13 protein-coding genes are annotated in these 14937 nt (G+C 68.9%); 8 read left to right on the top strand and 5 right to left on the bottom strand.

Going from position 1 to position 14937, the window contains the following annotated elements:
• The first annotated feature begins 3 nt into the window (after nucleotides 1-3).
• Both gcvT and V1Y59_RS09080 read left to right on the top strand, forming a co-directional pair.
• Nucleotides 4-1113, top strand: a complete 1110-nt coding sequence (gene gcvT, locus V1Y59_RS09085; protein WP_330504501.1) for a glycine cleavage system aminomethyltransferase GcvT — start codon at nucleotides 4-6, stop codon at nucleotides 1111-1113.
• A 60-nt stretch (nucleotides 1114-1173) separates the two neighbouring features.
• Nucleotides 1174-2280 (top strand): branched-chain amino acid aminotransferase, encoded by a 1107-nt coding sequence (locus V1Y59_RS09080; RefSeq protein ID WP_330504500.1) that lies wholly within the window; start codon nucleotides 1174-1176, stop codon nucleotides 2278-2280.
• Nucleotides 2281-2297: 17 nt separating this feature from the next.
• Here the strand turns inward: V1Y59_RS09080 and V1Y59_RS09075 are convergent, their stop codons facing one another.
• The 3 genes from V1Y59_RS09075 to V1Y59_RS09065 all read right to left on the bottom strand — a co-directional run bounded on the left by V1Y59_RS09075 (nucleotide 2298) and on the right by V1Y59_RS09065 (nucleotide 5665).
• Complete coding sequence (locus V1Y59_RS09075; RefSeq protein WP_330504499.1) at nucleotides 2298-3074, bottom strand: adenosylcobinamide-GDP ribazoletransferase; 777 nt, start codon at nucleotides 3072-3074, stop codon at nucleotides 2298-2300.
• 10 nt (nucleotides 3075-3084) lie between these two features.
• Nucleotides 3085-4902, bottom strand: coding sequence for a nicotinate-nucleotide--dimethylbenzimidazole phosphoribosyltransferase (gene cobT, locus V1Y59_RS09070; protein ID WP_330504605.1), 1818 nt, complete (start codon nucleotides 4900-4902; stop codon nucleotides 3085-3087).
• Nucleotides 4903-4972: 70 nt separating this feature from the next.
• Nucleotides 4973-5665, bottom strand: a complete 693-nt coding sequence (locus tag V1Y59_RS09065) for a DUF3043 domain-containing protein (RefSeq protein ID WP_330504498.1) — start codon at nucleotides 5663-5665, stop codon at nucleotides 4973-4975.
• A 100-nt stretch (nucleotides 5666-5765) separates the two neighbouring features.
• Here V1Y59_RS09065 and V1Y59_RS09060 point away from each other — a divergent pair, with 100 nt between their 5' ends.
• The 4 genes from V1Y59_RS09060 (at nucleotide 5766) to V1Y59_RS09045 (ending at nucleotide 9390) form a co-directional block, all read left to right on the top strand.
• Nucleotides 5766-6854 carry a glycerate kinase family protein gene (locus tag V1Y59_RS09060; protein WP_330504497.1) on the top strand — a complete coding sequence of 363 codons (1089 nt, stop codon included), beginning with the start codon at nucleotides 5766-5768 and terminating at the stop codon, nucleotides 6852-6854.
• 6 nt (nucleotides 6855-6860) lie between these two features.
• The gene (gene rarD, locus V1Y59_RS09055) at nucleotides 6861-7832 is read left to right on the top strand and encodes an EamA family transporter RarD (protein ID WP_330504496.1); all 972 of its coding nucleotides are present in this window, start codon (nucleotides 6861-6863) and stop codon (nucleotides 7830-7832) included.
• A gap of 104 nt (nucleotides 7833-7936) precedes the next feature.
• Nucleotides 7937-8296 (top strand): HesB/IscA family protein, encoded by a 360-nt coding sequence (locus V1Y59_RS09050; protein ID WP_330434584.1) that lies wholly within the window; start codon nucleotides 7937-7939, stop codon nucleotides 8294-8296.
• A gap of 122 nt (nucleotides 8297-8418) precedes the next feature.
• Nucleotides 8419-9390: a carbohydrate kinase family protein gene (locus V1Y59_RS09045; RefSeq protein WP_330504495.1), complete on the top strand. Its 972-nt coding sequence runs from the start codon at nucleotides 8419-8421 to the stop codon at nucleotides 9388-9390.
• Between the two features lie 102 nt (nucleotides 9391-9492).
• Here V1Y59_RS09045 and asnB read toward each other — a convergent pair whose 3' ends face one another.
• Nucleotides 9493-11418 carry an asparagine synthase (glutamine-hydrolyzing) gene (gene asnB / locus V1Y59_RS09040; RefSeq protein ID WP_330504494.1) on the bottom strand — a complete coding sequence of 642 codons (1926 nt, stop codon included), beginning with the start codon at nucleotides 11416-11418 and terminating at the stop codon, nucleotides 9493-9495.
• A gap of 363 nt (nucleotides 11419-11781) precedes the next feature.
• Between asnB and ctaC the strand changes: the two genes are divergently transcribed.
• Both ctaC and V1Y59_RS09030 read left to right on the top strand, forming a co-directional pair.
• Nucleotides 11782-12843, top strand: a complete 1062-nt coding sequence (ctaC, locus tag V1Y59_RS09035; RefSeq protein ID WP_330504604.1) for an aa3-type cytochrome oxidase subunit II — start codon at nucleotides 11782-11784, stop codon at nucleotides 12841-12843.
• 3 nt (nucleotides 12844-12846) lie between these two features.
• Complete coding sequence (locus V1Y59_RS09030; RefSeq protein WP_330504493.1) at nucleotides 12847-13263, top strand: cytochrome c oxidase subunit 4; 417 nt, start codon at nucleotides 12847-12849, stop codon at nucleotides 13261-13263.
• A 70-nt stretch (nucleotides 13264-13333) separates the two neighbouring features.
• Here the strand turns inward: V1Y59_RS09030 and V1Y59_RS09025 are convergent, their stop codons facing one another.
• Nucleotides 13334-14857, bottom strand: coding sequence for a bifunctional phosphatase PAP2/diacylglycerol kinase family protein (locus V1Y59_RS09025; RefSeq protein WP_431309135.1), 1524 nt, complete (start codon nucleotides 14855-14857; stop codon nucleotides 13334-13336).
• Nucleotides 14858-14937: the final 80 nt, after the last annotated feature.

Here is a 14937-nt window from a genome sequence, read left to right as displayed (position 1 = left end):
GGCATGACCGAACTCCTCGCCGGACCGATCGCCGACCGCCACCAGGCGCTGGGTGCCAGCTTCGCCGCTTTCGGCGGATGGGACATGCCGGTGTCCTACGCCGGGACCGTCGCGGAGCACACCGCCGTGCGTGAGACGGTGGGCATCTTCGACGTGAGTCACCTGGGTAAGGCGGTCGTCGCCGGTCCCGGAGCAGCCGCATACGTCAACCGCGTGCTCACCAACGACCTGGCCAAGATCGCACCCGGCAAGGCGCAATACACGTTGTGCTGCAACGAATCCGGCGGCGTGGTCGACGACATGATCGCGTACCTGGTGAGTGACGACGAGGTGTTCCTGGTGCCGAACGCCGCGAACACCGCCGCCGTCGTCGCCCAACTCGCCGAGGGAGCGCCGGACGGTGTCACGGTCACCGACCAGCACCGCGACTTCGGGGTGCTCGCCGTGCAGGGACCGAAGGCCACCGAAGCGCTCGCAGGGGTCGGGCTGCCGACCGACATGGAGTACATGGCGTTCGCCGACGCCGAGATGTCGACGCAGGCCGGGGCCGTCCCCGTGCGCGTCTGCCGGTCGGGCTACACCGGCGAACGGGGCTACGAGATCCTGCCGCGCTGGGCCGACGCGGGTGCGGTGTTCGATGTGCTGCTGGGCGCCGTCAGTGACCTCGGCGGTCAGCCGGCCGGCCTCGGCGCCCGCGACACCCTGCGCACGGAGATGGGCTACGCCTTGCACGGGCACGAACTGAGTACGCAGATCAGCCCGGTGCAGGCCCGCGCGAGCTGGGCGGTCGGCTGGAAGAAGTCGGAGTTCGCCGGCCGGGAGGCGCTGCAGGCCGAGAAGGCGGCCGGACCGTCGCGTCGCCTGTACGGGCTCAAGGCCACCGGCCGTGGCGTGCCGCGTGCCGACTGCGTCGTGCGGGCCGGGGCGGACGGCACCGAGATCGGTGTGTGCACGTCCGGAACGTTCTCGCCCACCCTCAAACAGGGGATCGCGTTGGCTCTGCTCGCCACCGACTCCGGGGTCGGCAAGGGTGATCAGGTGGTGGTCGACATCCGTGGCCGGGACCTGCCGTGCGAGGTCGTCGTCCCGCCGTTCGTGCCGTCGCACGTCTGAGGCGCGACCCGCCGCCGACGCCGCCGAAATCGGTTTGCCGCCCGGCGGTACGATTGGCCAATGACCTTGCAGTTCACGCGTACCGAGCATCCCCACCCGGTGTCGGAGAATCGTCGTGCGGAGATCCTCGCCGCGCCCGGTTTCGGCAAGTACTTCACCGACAACATGGTGATGGTCGACTACGACGCGGACCGGGGCTGGCACAACGCGCAGGTGCGCCCCTACGGGCCGATCGCCCTCGACCCGTCGGCGATGGTCCTGCACTACGGGCAGGAGGTCTTCGAGGGACTCAAGGCCTACCGGCAGCCGGACGGATCGATCGCGGCGTTCCGCCCCGACGCCAACGGTCTGCGGCTGCAGCGGTCCGCCGAACGTCTCGCGATGCCGCCGCTGCCCGTCGAGGACTTCATCGCCTCGCTGCGGGTGTTGCTCGACGCGGACAACGAGTGGGTCCCTGCGGCCGGCGGTGAGGAAGCGCTGTATCTGCGGCCGTTCATGTTCGCGTCGCAGGCCGGGCTGGGCGTCAACGCGCCGTCGAGCCAGTACATCTACTCCGTCATCGCCTCGCCCGCGGGCTCGTACTTCACCGGCGGAATCAAGCCGGTCAGCGTGTGGCTGTCCACCGAATACGTGCGGGCGGCCCCCGGCGGCACCGGATTCGCCAAGTGCGGCGGCAATTACGCGGCCGCCTTCCTCGCGCAGCGGCAGGCCACCGAGCACGGATGTGACCAGGTGGTCTGGCTCGATGCGGTGGAACGTCGCTACATCGAGGAGATGGGCGGCATGAACCTGTTCTTCGTCTTCGGCTCCGGTGCCGACGCCCGTCTGGTGACGCCCGAGCTGACCGGCTCGCTGTTGCCCGGCATCACCCGGGACTCATTGCTGCAGTTGGCAACCGACGCGGGATTCGCCGTCGACGAACGCCGGATCAGCACCGAGGAACTCCGCAAGGGGGTGGCGTCCGGCGACATCACCGAGGTGTTCGCATGCGGCACCGCCGCGGTGATCACGCCGGTCGGTCGCGTCAAGGGCGACACCGAGGACTACTTGATCGGTGACGGCACCGCCGGTGCGGTCACCCAGGCGTTGCGGGACACGTTGACCGGCATCCAGCGCGGCACCTTCGCCGACACCCACGGTTGGATGACCGAGCTCTACCGCCGGTGATCGGGGACGCCGGGGTCTCAGATCAGTAGCCCCACGACCGCGATCGCGACGCCCAATTCGATTCCGGCGCCGAGGATGTCGCCGTTCATGCCGCCGACCCGGCGGGCGCAGTGGCGGGTGAACAGCCAGCCGGTGAGCAGCACGACCGCGACGACCGCGATGGCCTGCACCGCCGTCGTCATCGCGAAACCGTCCGTGCCCCAACCGGTCGCGGCTGCGGCGAGCACCGCGACCGCAGTCCATGCTGCGATGGAGATCCGCTGGCTGTCCGCGACGAGAGCGCCGAAGCCCTCCGTGTGAGCGGCGACGAGTCCGCGGCGCGCGCCGACAACGGCCACCAGCCGTCCCAGTGCGACCGCGAAACCGATCTCGTACCAACGGTGTTGATCGGTGAGCGCACCGAATCCGACGGCCTGGACCGCCATCACGACGACGAGGGTCGCCACCCCGAACGGGCCTGACGACCCGCTCTTCATCACCTCGGCGACCCGCTCGGGCGGGCCGTAGCACCCGAGTCCGTCCGCGGTGTCGGCGAGGCCGTCGAGGTGCATGCCACGGGTCGCCAGACCAAGCGTCGCGACGATCAGGACGCCGACCAGGGTGGCGGGCAGGTCGGTGAGCGAGAGCAGAGTGGCCACCGCAACGGCCAGTGCTCCGAGGACGGCGCCGACCACCGGCACCGCGGACATCACCGATGCCCCGGTCGAGCGGTTCATCTCGGCCGTCGGCTGGGGGAGGGGCAGGACGGTGAGCCAGCTCAGTGCGACATGGGTGGCCTGCACCGGAGTCCGCATCGGCGGGTGCTCAGGACGGCCCGGTGGCGAGCGCCGGCGACACCTCGTCGTCGGCGGTGTCACGATCGCTGACCCCGGCCTCGTCGAAGGTCGCCATGGAGGTGAGGATGTCGACGGAACTCGTCACCAGCGGAAGCGCGGCCAGGGCGCCGCTGCCCTCGCCGAGGCGCATGGACATGTCGAGCACCGGCACGAGGTCGAGGTGATCGAGGGCGATCGTGTGCGCCGGCTCGACGGAGCGGTGCCCCGCGAGCCACCACCGGGATGCGCCGGGGGCGAGTTCGGCTGCGACCATCGCGGCCGCGGTGACGACCATGCCGTCGAGGATGACCGGGGTGCGTCGGACGGCCGCCTGGGCCAAGAACCCGGCGAGCGCCGTGAGATCCGCACCGGCAACCGTCGCCAGCATCGACAGCGGATCGTGGACGTGGCGACGGGCGCGACGCATCCCGTCGCGGATCGCCGCCGTCTTGCGAATCCAGCCGGCGTCGTCGATACCGGTGCCACGCCCCACGATCTCCACCGGCTCGCGTCGTGCCAGCGCACCGATCAACACGGTGGCCGGGGTGGTGTTCCCGATGCCCATGTCGCCGCCGATGAGGAGGTCGGCGCCGGAGTCGACGAGTTGATCGGCGATCGCGCGCCCGGCAGCGAGGGCCTCGCGGGTCTCCGCCAGTGACAGGGCGTCGGTGGTGGTGAGGTCGCCGCTGCTGCGGCGGACCTTGAACCGCGACACCTCGGGCGGGGTGTCGGCGTCGACCGACATGTCGAACACGTGGACCGTGGCCCCGGCGCGGCGGGCGAGCACGTTGACGGCGGCACCGCCCGCGACGAAATTGGCCACCATCTGCGCGGTCACCTCGGGCGGGAACGCCGACACCCCCGAACGGGCGACGCCGTGGTCGCCGGCGAACACCGCGACCGTGGGCGCGGTGATCGGCCGGGGCGGGCAGACCCCCTGACACGACGACAACCAGATCCCGATCTCCTCGAGCCGGCCCAGGGACCCAGCCGGCTTGGTCAACGTCAGGTGCCGTGCGCGTGCGGCGCCGGCGGTGGCCATGTCGGGCATCTCGATGGCGGGGAAGTTCTCCGCATCCGTGGGGTCGACGGTCGGTGCGGCGGGATCGGCGGATGGCGCGGCCGTCGACGTCGTCGCCGCGACTTCGGTTGCGGTGGGTGGGGTTTCGGGTTCTGTCGGCCGGGTTTCGGGTTCCGTCGGCGAGATCCCGGGTTCCGTCGGCGCAGTTGTGGGTGCTGTCGGCGCGATCTGGGGTTCTGTCGGCGCGGGGGAAGCCGCGGTGGGCGAGGCCGGCAGCTCGACGACGCGACCCGCGATCACCAGGACCACGCGATCGCAGACCGCCGCGACCGCCGCGTTCAGCGCGCCGAGCTCGTCCTGGAACCGGCGGCCGGCCGGGGTCGGTGGGACCACCGCGAGCCCGACTTCCGAGCTGATGATCACCAGCTCGCCATCGAATGAGCCGACGGCGGCGCACAGGTCGCCGGTCAGGTCGGTGACGTCGACGGGTTCGTCGCCCCAGCCCCCGCGTCGGTCGAGCTGTGCGGCGAGCCAGTTGCCGAGGTCGTCGAGCAACGTGGGCGTGTGCGCGTCGGATCGCAGTTCGTCGGAGACGTCGGTGGTCTCGACGGTGGAGTAGCGGTCGTCGCGGCGTCGGCGGTGCTCCGCCACGCGCGCCAACCATTCGGCGTCCGAGGTGGTGGTCGGTCCGGTGGCGAGGTAGCGGACCCGGTCGTGGTCGCCGAGCAGCGTTTCGCCGTATCCCGACTTCCCCGACCGCACCCCGCCCAGTACCAGAGTGCGCATCGGTCGCCCCGCATGCCCGGTGTCGCCGTCGACACCACCGGATTCCGGCGTCCCCCGAGTCGTCACCGAATCAGACCTTGTCGCCCGGCGACACCTGCGGTTTCGGCGCACGCATCATGCGCAACTGCATGGCGCGGGTGAACGAATACCAGCCGAGGCGGAAACCGGTCTGCGACGGATCGACGTCGGGGAAGCGTTCCCGCACCCGTCGGTTCACCAGGCGGCCGAGAAGGACGGCGTCGATCACCATGAACACGACGAACACCAGCAGCACCATGTTCGCGTAGACGGCGAGCTGCGGCACGAACATGACGACGATCAACGCGATCGCGAACGGCATGAACAGTCCGGCGAAGTTACGTCGCGAGTCGACGAGATCGCGGGCGAACCGACGGACCGGACCCTTGTCGCGTGGCATGAGGTAGCGCTCGTCGCCGGACATCATCTTCTCGCGCTGTTCGTTGCGCTGGACGCGTCGTTCGTCGGCGAGCTTGCGCTTCTCGTCCTTCGACATGGTCGACTTTAGCGCCTTCTTGCGGGCGCGGGCCTCCGAACGTGTCGTCGGCGGCGGGGCCACCGGGCCGCGACGCCGGCCTTCCGCCTGGCGCCGCGACGGCGTCGCACGACCTTTGCCCGGCGTGTAGGCGCTGCCCTTGGGGTCGGTGACGTCGGTGTCCGCCGCACCGGCGTCGGTGGTCTGTGACACCGCGTCGTCGGTGCTCGTGGCGGAGGCTTCGTCGTCGGACTTCCATGGCAACTTCACCCTTCCAGGCTAGGTGATCCGCGCTGCCGCGGTTCGCGGACCTCCCTATACTCCAGCGCATGGGTTCAGCCACCGGTGAGCGGTCGATCGCGGCGACGACATGCGCGTTCTGATCGCGCCCGACTCGTTCGGCGACACTTTGTCGGCGGTGGCGGCCGGTGAGGCGATTGCCCGCGGATGGTCGGCGGCGCGGCCGGGGGACGACGTCCGGTGCGCCCCGCAGTCCGACGGGGGTCCGGGATTCGTGGACGTGCTGGCCTCCCGGTTCGGGACGCGGCGAACAGCAACCGTGTCCGGTCCGCTCGGCGCGGCGGTGAACGCGTCGTGGTTGCTCGACGATCGCGGACCGTCGCCCATCGCCTACATCGAATGCGCACAGGCGTGTGGACTGCATCAGCTCGGCGGAGGCCCGACACCGCGCACCGCCATGAGCGCCGACACCGCCGGCGTCGGACATCTCATCACAGAGGCGCTCGAGGCCGGGGCGGCGACGATCGTGGTCGGTCTCGGCGGCTCGGCGACCACCGATGGCGGACGCGGGATGATCGACGCGCTCGGTGGGCCTCGTGACGCGGCGCGGAAGCTGGCCGGTGTCGGCCTCGTGGCGGCGTCGGACGTGGAGAACCCGCTGCTCGGTCGATGGGGTGCGGCGTCGGTGTTCGGGCCGCAGAAGGGGGCCGATCCGGCCACCGTCGACGCGCTCGAACAACGCCTGACCGAATGGGCGCAGGTCCTCGCGGACACGGCGGGTCGGGACATCTCGGCCGAGGACGGGGCGGGTGCCGCCGGCGGCCTCGGTGCCGCGTTGCTGGCACTCGGCGGCCGTCGGGTCTCCGGCGCCACCGTCGTCGCCGACGCGACCGATCGGGCCGCCGACGTCGCGGCGTCGGACCTCGTCATCACCGGTGAAGGGAAGTTCGATTCGCAGACCCTGCGCGGCAAGGTGGTGGCCGCACTGAACGGCGCAGCACGCGCAGCGGGCATTCCGACCCTGGTGTTCGCCGGGCAGGTCGCGCTCACCGCGGACGAGATCGCGGCAGCCGGAATCGCCGGCGCCTACGCGATCGTCGACGTCGCCGGTTCGGTCGAGGTGGCGATGAACGATGCGGACAACCAGCTGGCCACACTGGCCGAGCAGGTGGCCGCAGGGTGGGGCGGCGAAGGATCGGCCGGCCGCGCCCGTGTGTGACGATCGGTGAGTGGCGACCCGGTCGCCGTTCCCGCCGGCCCCGGTGGGCGCTCGCTCGGTAGCCGAGTCACCGGCGCGTTGTACGCCGTCGGCGCCTACGCGCTCTGGGGCTTTCTGCCCCTCTACTTCGTACTGCTCGAACCGACCGGGCCATGGGAGGTCGTCGCCTGGCGGATCCTGCTCTCGCTCGTGTTCTACGCCGTGCTCATCCCATTGGCGGGCGGCTGGGCGCGGCTGCGGGCGATCCTGCGGCGACCGCGGCTCCTCGGATGGACCGCCGTCGCCGGCGTGCTCATCTACCTCAACTGGCAGCTGTTCGTGGTGGCGACGCTCTCCGGGCATGTGATCCAGATGAGCCTGGGCTACTTCATCAACCCGATCGTCACCGTCATGCTCGGGGTGCTCGTGTTGCGTGAACGCCTGCGTCCGATGCAGTGGCTCGCCGTCGGGCTGGCGATCCTCGCGACGCTGGTCATCGTCGTCGGATACGGCGCATTCCCGTGGCTCGCGCTCGGCGTCGCGTTCTCGTTCGGGTTCTACGGGCTGGTGAAGAAGCGCATCGGACCCGCCGTCGACGTGACCAGCGGGTTGACCCTCGAATCGCTGTGGCTGGCCCCGCTCGCGGTCGGCCAGCTCGTCGTCGTGGCCCTCACCACGGGTCTGACGTTCGGGACGTCGGGTCCCGGGCACGCCGCCCTGCTCGCCATGGCCGGCGTCGTCACCGCCGCGCCGTTGATGTTGTTCGCCGCCGGGGCGCGCCGGGTTCTGCTCGTGGTCCTCGGAATCGCCCAGTTCATCACGCCGACGATGCAATTGGTCATCGGTGTCGTGATCCTGGACGAGCCGATGCCCGGCGAGCGGTGGATCGGCTTCGGCATCGTCTGGCTCGCGCTGATCGTGTTCACCACCGACGCGGTCATCGCGGCGCGCCGGCGGGCGACCGAGGTCGCCCCGGACACTCCGATTCGGCAGGAATAGAGTCGGACGGGGTACCGTTGACGTGAGCACGTGGCCTCAACGACGGGTCGGAGACGCCTCCGGCCGCGCGCAGGACTCCCGCCCCGAGACATACAGGAGCATCGATGACCGTTCAGAACGAATCCGGAACCACCACCGCGACCGGTGTCCTTCTGACCGACGCGGCTGCCGCCAAGGCGAAAGGCCTGCTCGACCAGGAGGGCAGGGACGACCTGTCGTTGCGGATCGCCGTTCAGCCCGGTGGTTGCGCGGGCCTGCGCTACCAGCTGTTCTTCGATGACCGCAGCCTCGACGGTGACCTCACCGACGACTTCGGCGGCGTCACCCTTGCGGTGGACCGGATGAGCGCACCCTACGTGGGCGGCGCAACCATCGACTTCGTCGACACCATCGAGAAGCAGGGCTTCACCATCGACAACCCCAACGCGACGGGCAGCTGCGCCTGCGGCGACTCGTTCAACTGAGCGACGTCTCTCGAGACAGCCGACCGCATTCCCGGGTGACCGGGGGTGCGGTCGCTCTCGTCTGTAGGCCTGGGTAGCGTGGACTGCTGTCCAGATCCCCCGGAATGAAGGGCGTCCCACACGTGGCAACCGTTGTCTGCGGCTCCATCGCGACCGATCATCTGATGACCTTTCCGGGGAAGTTCTCCGAACAACTCCTCGGCGACCAGCTCGAACACATTTCGTTGAGCTTCCTCGTCGAGGACCTGGTGGTTCGTCGCGGCGGTGTCGGCGGCAACATCTGTTACGCGATGGGTGTGCTCGGCGGAAACCCGATGCTGGTGGGTGCGGTCGGCGCCGACTTCGGTGAGTACCGGCAGTGGCTCGAATCCCACGGCGTCGACTGCCGCGCCGTGCGCATCTCCGAGACCCAGCACACGGCGCGGTTCATGTGCACGACCGACCAGACGATGGCCCAGCTGGCGAGCTTTTATCCGGGCGCGATGAGCGAGGCCCGCGAGATCGCGCTGTCCGAGGTGTTCGCGGCGACCACGGCACCCGAGCTGGTGCTGATCGGCGCCGACGATCCCGACGCGATGATCCGCCACACCGAGGAATGCCGCCGGCTCGGTATCCCGTTCGCGGCGGACCCGTCCCAGCAGCTCGCCCGCCTCGACGGCGAGCAGGCCCGTGCCCTCATCGACGGCGCCGCCTACCTGTTCACCAACGAGTACGAGTGGGGACTGCTCCGGCAGAAGACCGGGCTGTCGGAAGCACGGATCGCCGAGATGGTCGGGGTACGGGTGACGACGCTCGGCAAGGGCGGCGTGGAGATCGTCGAGAAGGACGGCACCCGCACACACGTCGCGGTGGTCCCGGAGACCGAGAAGGTGGACCCGACCGGCGTCGGCGACGGATTCCGCGCCGGATTCCTCACCGCCCTGAGCAAGGGGCTCGGATTCGAACGCGCGGCCCAGGTCGGTTCGATGGTCGCGGTCCTCGTTCTGGAGACGGTGTCCACCCAGGACTGGACATGGGATCGCGACCTCGCCCTCAAGCGCCTCGCCGACGCCTACGGAGAGCCGGCCGCGGTGGAGATCGCCGCCGCACTCTAGGTCGCAGCGGGCCCCGGGCCGTCACCGCGCCCAGGTCGGCGGGAAAGGGTCGACCGCCGGAACCCAGCTTCACGTCGAGCTGATGGCGTTGGGTGCGCTGGTTCAGAGCCGCACGGGGTAGCTGTGGTCGGTGATGTCGGGAACGATGGATTTCTCGACGAAGATGCCGTGCCACACCATGAACATCAGCAGGGTCCACAGCCGGCGGCTGTTGTCGACGACGCCGGCGCGGTGCTCGTTGAGCATCTCGACCACGGCCTCCTTGTTGAGGATGTGGTCGGTCTGGGAGTGCGCGATGGTCTCGTGGGCCCAGTCGAACATCTCGGTGCCGGCCAGCCAGTGGCGGATCGGTACCGGGAAGCCGAGTTTCTTGCGGTGCAGCACATGCGCCGGGACGATCTGCTCCAGCGCCTGTCGCAGCGCGTACTTCGTCGTGCCGTGGGCGATCTTCTCGTCGAACGGCAGACCTTCGGCGACCCGGAACACCTCGGGGTCGAGGAACGGCACCCGCAGCTCCAGGGAATTGGCCATGGTCATCTTGTCCGCCTTGACCAGGATGTCGCCGCGCAGCCACGTGAACAGGTCGACGTGCTGCATCCGGGCGACGGGGTCGAGCCCCTGCGACATCGCATAGATCGGGCCGGTCACGTCGGTGTGGGTCCACTCCGATCGATAGTCGCGCAGGACGGCGCGCAGTCGGGCGTCGTCGAAGCTGCGGGCGTTGCCGTAGTACCGCTCCTCCAAGGTCAGGGACCCGCGGTGCAGCAGGCTCTTGCCGCGTGTGCCCTCGGGGATGCGGTCGGAGACCCGGCCGGCGATGCGGCGCAGAGCGGCCGGAAGCCGGTCGAACGCGCTCAGCGACAGCGGTTCCTTGTAGATCGTGTAGCCGCCGAACAGTTCGTCGGCGCCCTCCCCGGACAGCACCACCTTGACGTGCTTGCGGGCCTCGCGGGCCACGAAGTAGAGCGGGACCAGTGCCGGGTCGGCGACGGGGTCGTCGAGGTACCAGACGATCTCGGGGATGGCGTCGATGAATTCGCTCGGGCTGACCACCTTGACGATGTGTCGGGCGCCGATCGCCTCGGCGGACTCGACGGCGACGTCCACCTCGGAGTAGCCGTCACGTTCGAAGCCGGTCGTGAAGGTGATCAGGTCCGGGTTGTGCCTGATGGCCAGCGCGGCGATCGCGGTCGAGTCGATGCCGCCGGAGAGGAACGATCCGACGGTCACGTCTGCGCGCATGTGCTTGGCGACCGAGTCGGACAGCACGTCGGCGATCTCGTCGTAGCGAGCCTGGGCACCGCCGGATCGGAACGGACGCACGGTGAACCGCGGCGTGAAGTACCGCTGGATCTGCGGTGCCCGACCGGGCTCGATCGTCGCGTGCGATCCGGACTCCAGTCGTCGGATCGCCGCGTGGAGGGTCTCCGGCTCGGGTACGTACTGCAGCACCGTGTAGTGCTGGATGGCCCGCGGGTCGAGGTCGTCGCCGAGTCCGAGTCGGCCGGTCAGTTCCAGCAGGCTCTTCTTCTCGCTGCCGAATGCGGTACCGCCGGGACCCGTCGCGATGAACAATGGTTTGATGCCGAACGGGTCACGGGCGATGAACAGCGAACGCTGCACGGTGTCCCAGATGGCGAACGCGAACATGCCGCGCAGACGGCGCACCGCGTCGGAACCCCAATGGTGGAACGCGACGACGATGGCCTCGCCGTCACCCTCGGTGTGGAACTCGGCGTGGTGGTCGCGGCGCAGTTCGTCGCGGATCTCCAGATAGTTGTAGATCTCCCCGTTGAACACCAGCGCATAGCGGTCGGGCGCCTCGGGTGGCCCCCAGCGCAGTGGTTGATGCGAGTGCTCGATGTCGATGATCGACAGCCGGTTGAATCCGAACACCAGGTCGTCGTCGTGCCAGGTGCCCGGCTCGTCGGGTCCGCGATGACGCATACAGTGCGAGGCCTCGGCCACGAGGCCGACCGACTCCGATGCCGAACCGTCCGAGGTCAGCAGACCGAGCAAACCACACACCAGACAGGCCTCACTTCGTCGACGTCACCACGCGCTTCTGACGCGTCGAGTATGCCTGACGAACACGGGCCGCAAGGTGTCGGTGTCCCGGCGCGGGTCAGGTGTCCGGGGTGTCCAGGCGCGCAGGTAAACCCCAATCACGAAACGTTGCACGGGTTGGTCTACGCTGCGTAGTACTAGGTGCAAGAATTGCCTTGGCGCTGAGTGTGGCTTGACTCGGCGCGGGCGAAGAAAGCCCTGTGCGAGTCATGTGACATGGCAACTCGGACGACACGGCGTGTCGGACCGAGCGAGCGGGAAGGCGTGAAATTGGCACACGGTGGACGGCCGCGGGCGGACAGAGCCCGTTCCGCATCGCGGACGATCAAGCAGGTCGGTGCTCTCGTCGCACTCGGCATCGGTGCACTTCTCCTGTCGGGTTGTGACGCCCGCACGGTGATGAACTTCGGTTGGCCGTCGGGTGTGACGCCCGAGGCGCAGAAGATGGGCGATCTGTGGACCTGGTCGGTCATCGCCGCGTTGCTGATGGGCATCCTGGTGTGGGCGCTGATCTTCTGGAGCATCACCTTCCATCGCCACAAGGAGGGTAAGGACGAGTTCCCCCGGCAGACCGCGTACAACGTTCCGCTGGAGCTCTCGTACACGGCTATCCCGTTCGTGATCATCGCGGTGTTGTTCTACTTCACCGTCGTCGTCCAGAACGACGTGGAGAGCAAGACCGACGATCCCCAGGTGGTCGTCGACGTGACCGCCTTCCAGTGGAACTGGAAGTTCGGCTACCGCGAGGCCGTGCTCGGCGACGGTACGCAGTACGACGGGTTCGAGGGTGTCGGCAGTCCGTTCGACGTCCAGGCGCAGCGCGAGGCCTCCGAGCACGGTGAAGAACTGCCGCTGCCCGCCGGTGGTCGCGACGACGACATCCGCAACTACCTCAACTTCAACCAGATCGAGACCGTCGGATCGTCCAGCGAGATCCCGGTTCTGGTGCTCCCGACCGGCAAGCGCATCGAGTTCCAGATCGCCGCCACCGACGTCATCCACTCGTTCTGGGTGCCGGAGTTCCTCTTCAAGCGCGACGTGATGCCGTTCCCGGAGCAGAACCACAGCGATCCGGTGTTCCAGATCTCCAGCATCGACCGCGAGGGCGCATTCGTCGGTCGTTGTGCGGAGATGTGCGGCACGTTCCACTCGATGATGAACTTCGAGGTGCGCGCCGTGACGCCGGAGAAGTTCGACTCCTACATCCGGTACCGCGAGGACAACCCGGAGGCGACCAATGCGCAAGCGTTGGAGGCGATCTGCGAGGTGCCGGAGTCGGTGACCACGGTGCCGTTCGAGACTCGGCGCGCCACTTCCGGTGACACCCCGACCGATCTGGGTGACGCCTCCAACACGTCCTTGCAAGGCTGCACGGTGGGAGACTGACGGATGAAAATCGAGGCACGGATCTTCGAACTGCTGACGGCGTTCTTCTTCGTCGCGGCCATCATCTACACGATCTGCACGGCCTTCGCCAGCAAGGGCGTCGAATGGGTCGGCGTGGTCGGCATGTTCTTCAGCGGCGGTCTGACCCTGATCGCCGGCACCTACTTCCGCTTCGTCGCGCGTCGCGTCGAGATCCGTCCCGAGGACTATGAGGACGCCGAGGTCGAGGACGGCGCAGGCGAACTGGGCTTCTTCAGCCCGCACTCGTGGTGGCCGATCCTCATCGCGGCGGGTGCTGCGATGTTCGGTATCGGGTTCGCAACCGGCAACTTCTGGTTCGCGATCTTCGCGTCGGTGGTGATCATCGGTACCGCCGCCGGACTGGTCTTCGAGTACCACGTGGGCCCGGAGAAGCACTAGCCCCACAGAACTGGACACAACGGCCGCCCCCGCTGCGAGATCGGGGGCGGCCGTCGTGGTCTCAGTGGTCTCAGGTGCCCGAGCCGGGCGCGTACACGGGGAGCGCGCGGTAGGCGACGCGGAACGTCGCCTCGTCGTAGCTCTCGCCCACCTCACCGTCGTGCGCGACGACGACCGGGCGGTCGACGGCGGAGAACGAGAACTCGGGGACCTGTAGTTCGCGATAGAGCGGTGACCGTTCGAGGCGTCCACTGAGCAGCGACCCGATGAGACGCAGCGTCGCGAAGCGATGGCCGACCTCGAGGATGCGGACGTCGAGCAGGCCGTCATCGAGCCGCAGGCGCCGCGATGGGGCGAACCCGGACGGCCGGTACAGCGAATTGCCGATCAGGAACAGCGACGTCTCGAGAACCTCGCCGTCGACCCGGATGCGCACCGGGCGGGTACGGCGCATGGTCGAGGTCAGTGCCACCGCGGTCGCGAAGGGGCGACTCAGCTTGTGCTGCAACTTGGTCCGCGTCCGAACGAAGTGTGGATACGCGCCGATGCTGGCGGTGTTCAGCACCACTGTCGCGTCGTTGAGCCGGGTGATGTCGACCCGGATCAGCGCTCCATCGGCGATTGCTCGCGCGGTGTCGGCGGCCGACCTGATGCCGAGATCGCGGGCGAAGTGGTTGTAGGTGCCGCCGGGGAAGACCGCCAAGGGTAGCCCGGCGTCGAGGGCGACCGGAGCGGCGCAGGCGACCGTACCGTCACCGCCCACCACCGCCAACACCTGGGCACGGGTCGAGGCCTCGCGCATCACGGTGGGAATGTCCTCGTCACGGTCGAGCTCGACGATCTCGGCCTCGGGCAGCAGTGAACGTACTTCGCCGAGCATTCGGCCCGCGTCACCGGAACCGGAAGCGGGGTTGGCGATCACGACGACGCCGGCGCCACGCGGACACGTCGGGGCCACCACCCGCGACGGTGGGGGAATCGCGATGCTGTGCTGGGTGACCGGCGGAATCAACCGACCGCCGACGACGGCGACGGTTGCGCCGATCCCGAACCCGGCCAGGACGTCGCCGGGGTAGTGGGCTCCGGTGGCGATGCGCGACAACCCGACCAGCCCTGCCAGCCCGCCCAGCACCAGCCCCGTCGGGGCGTGCTCGATACCCACACCCATCGCGAATGCTGCCGCGCTGGCCGAGTGGCCGGAGGGCAGTGAGTTGGACGTGGGGGTGCGATGGCCGCGCCGTTGCAGAGGTACCGACGCAGTGGCCGGACGTGGACGGTTGCGCACCCGCTTGGCGAGCTGATTGGTGACGAAACTGGTGACCGCGACCGTCGCGATTCCGCGGAACGCCGCCCGTTGTGCCGTCGGCCGGGCGCTGAGCGCCATTCCTCCGGCGATCACCAGCCAGAGCTTGGAATGGTCGGCCGCCCGGGTCAAGCCCGGCATCACGGCGTCCAGGGCAGGGGACTGGGATTGTGCGATGGTCTCGAAGATCTCCGCGTCGAGAGTGCCGAGGCCGCGGGTGATCTCACGCAAACCCGTGGAGTCCCACAGGGATCGGGCGGTCGCTCGGGTGGGACGGGGCGGTCGGATCACTCTTCGATCCTAATCAGACCGCGCCTCTGGCCCGGTGTTCCGGCGGTGACCGAAGTGTCCCGAGAACGCCGGAGGCCACC

The sequence above is a fragment of the Gordonia prachuapensis genome, assembly GCF_036350515.1.
Lineage (GTDB): Bacteria > Actinomycetota > Actinomycetes > Mycobacteriales > Mycobacteriaceae > Gordonia > Gordonia prachuapensis.
The sequence above is the reverse complement of the archived record's forward strand: the minus strand, read 5'-3'. Positions and strand labels throughout refer to the sequence as shown.

Excerpts from the sequence above, each read along its gene's own strand:
- cobT (WP_330504605.1), bottom strand. The coding sequence starts at position 4,902 with ATGCGCACTCTGGTACTGGGCGGGGTGCGGTCGGGGAAGTCGGGATAC.
- V1Y59_RS09050 (WP_330434584.1), top strand. The coding sequence starts at position 7,937 with ATGACCGTTCAGAACGAATCCGGAACCACCACCGCGACCGGTGTCCTT.
- V1Y59_RS09080 (WP_330504500.1), top strand. The coding sequence starts at position 1,174 with ATGACCTTGCAGTTCACGCGTACCGAGCATCCCCACCCGGTGTCGGAG.
- V1Y59_RS09060 (WP_330504497.1), top strand. The coding sequence starts at position 5,766 with ATGCGCGTTCTGATCGCGCCCGACTCGTTCGGCGACACTTTGTCGGCG.
- V1Y59_RS09075 (WP_330504499.1), bottom strand. The coding sequence starts at position 3,074 with ATGCGGACTCCGGTGCAGGCCACCCATGTCGCACTGAGCTGGCTCACC.
- gcvT (WP_330504501.1), top strand. The coding sequence starts at position 4 with ATGACCGAACTCCTCGCCGGACCGATCGCCGACCGCCACCAGGCGCTG.
- V1Y59_RS09030 (WP_330504493.1), top strand. The coding sequence starts at position 12,847 with ATGAAAATCGAGGCACGGATCTTCGAACTGCTGACGGCGTTCTTCTTC.